Origin of the sequence: Protofrankia symbiont of Coriaria myrtifolia (assembly GCF_900634755.1) — a bacterium.
Classification (GTDB): Bacteria; Actinomycetota; Actinomycetes; order Frankiales; family Frankiaceae; genus Protofrankia; species Protofrankia coriariae.
In genome coordinates this window covers 1-2,163 of record NZ_CAAAFS010000307.1, presented here as the reverse complement: position 1 = coordinate 2,163, position 2,163 = coordinate 1, and the positions used below count along the sequence as shown (strand labels likewise).

1 protein-coding gene is annotated in these 2,163 nt (G+C 72.6%); it reads right to left on the bottom strand.

Annotated elements, in window-relative coordinates; all coding sequences use genetic code 11:
• Positions 1-16: 16 nt before the first annotated feature.
• On the bottom strand, positions 17-2,163 hold a 2,147-nt coding region (locus CM1CMNOD_RS17310), incomplete at its 5' end, for a cell division protein FtsK (protein WP_131774090.1).

The window sequence follows — 2,163 nt, the reverse complement described above, 5'->3', positions numbered from 1 at the left end:
GTGGTGTGGGGCTCACTCACTCGTCGATGTCGGCGGTGGACCGCCGGGCGATGTGTTCACGGACGGTGACGGGGTCGAGGGGGTGGCGGTTGCCGGTGGACGGCACCTTGATGCCCTCGGCGGTGAGCAGTTCGCGGAGCTGGGTGCCGGTCAGGGTGCGGTAGGGCTCCCAGTCCGGGGCGAGCTTGCGGAGCTGGGCGGGGATGTCGGCGGTCTTCACCGGGTCGGTGCCGAGGACGGCGTCGAGGTCGTCGAGCAGGTCACGCGATTCGGTCGGGATGTCGGCGCGGGGCCGGTCGGTGCCGGGCACCGGCCGCCCGGTGCGGGCGATCGCGTCGAGCGACCGGCGGATCAGCGGGCCGACCTGGTCATTGCCCTTGGAGACGGACAGGAAGTGGCCGTTCGCGATCTGGGAGCGCTCACCGGTGAAGCCCTTGACCACGGCGACACCGCGGTCGAGGCCGGGGACCAGGTCGGTGGCGCGGTGCCCGGCGCGGTAGGCGCCCTGACCAAGCAGGGCATCGTTGGCGACGTGGTCACCGACGGCGTAGGCGATGCCGTTGGAGCAGTTGCGGGTGACGTCGCGCGGGATCGAGTCCCTCGTCGGCGCCTGCGTCGAGACGATCAGGTGGATACCGCGCTTGCGACCCAACCTGACGATCTCGACCAGGAGGTGGGCGATCTCCTTGCCGTAGGTCTCGTGGTTGATCGCGACGTGGGCCTCTTCGAGCAGGCAGACGACCGGGTGCAGGCCGATGCCCTTCGAGGCGAGGGCGCGGGTGACGGAGGGCTCCTCGTAGGTGCCGAGGAGCTTGCCGCGGGCCTGGACCTCGGCGTGCAGCTCGCGGAGGTCTTCGGCGATCTGGGCGAAGTGCTCGGGGTCGGTGCCCATGACGAACCGGGAGCAACGGCGCCGGAAGCCGTCGAAGTCGAAGTTGTTGTCCGGTATCCAGATCCGCAGTTCGGCGGTCGGGTCGAGCGCGGCGCCGAGCATGATGGTCCGGGCTCCGGCGGACTTCCCGTGGCCGGGCATCCCGCCGACGATCGTGTTGCACTCCATGATCGGCGCGACAAGCGGGTCGCCGCGCAGCGTCTTGCCGAACGGCACGCCCTTGAACACGTCGGTCAGGCCGTCGTCGAGCAGCGGGTAGGGCCCGGCACCCTCGGCGAGGGCGCCTTTGTCGGCGATCCAGAGGTCGAGGATGCCTGCCTCGTCGCCGGTCTTGATCCAAACCTCTTTCGACAGGCGGTGGAGGCCGGCGGCGAGGTCGGGGCGGCGCTTGGCGACCTTCTCGGCCGACAGCGCGCCGGGCAGGCGGATCACGGCGTGGGTGCCGCGGCCGTCCTTGCGGGCGGTGGTCAGGTACTGCAACGGGGCGCCGGTCTTGAGGTAGTCGGTGATCGGCGGGAGCCGCAGCGCCTTGAGCGCCTGAGTGATTGTGTTCTCGTCGATCTCCATGTCGATGTCGGCCTCGGCCGCCGTCGCCAGCCACCGCGGCGCGTTGCCCTCGGCCCGGCCGGCGCGCCAGGTCAGCGCGAGCCAGCCCGGAACGGCAAGCCACGTGCCGACTCGCAGCGTGACGACGGCGGCGGTGAGGCCGACGTGGGCGAGTGTCGCCCAGAAGTCCCAGTAGCCCGACCAGGTCCAGCCAGCGGGGTGGGTGAGGCCGACGGCGATCCCCCCGGCGCCGATCACGACGCCGGCCAGGCCGAGGCCGGACCCGGTCGAGACGGCCAGCGAGCCGATCAGGACGGGCATGCCGCGTAGCCGGTCGTGGCGGGCGGTCTTCGCCTCCCGCAGCCGATCTACCCATTCGGCCAGCGCCGCCTTGTCCCCGGCCGCGCGGGCGGCGCGGATCTGCTCCCGGATCGCCCCGTACGTCGCGGCGTCCGCCATCCGGCGAGCGAAGCTGAGGTGACCCCGCCAGATCCGGTACAGCGTCCGGACCGCGGCCCGCCCGGCCACGGCGCCGGGCGCGTCGGCCGGGTCGGCGCTGTCGGTCTTGGGGTAGCCCAGGACGACGATCCGGCCTTCCTGGCCGCCGGACAGCCAGCGGCCGATCACCCGGCCGGTCAGGGCGCGGCGGTCGAGGACGTCGCCGGTCAGCGCGACCGGGGCCGCGGTCGGGGTCGTCGGGGTGGTGGTGTCGGGGGTCCAGGGGC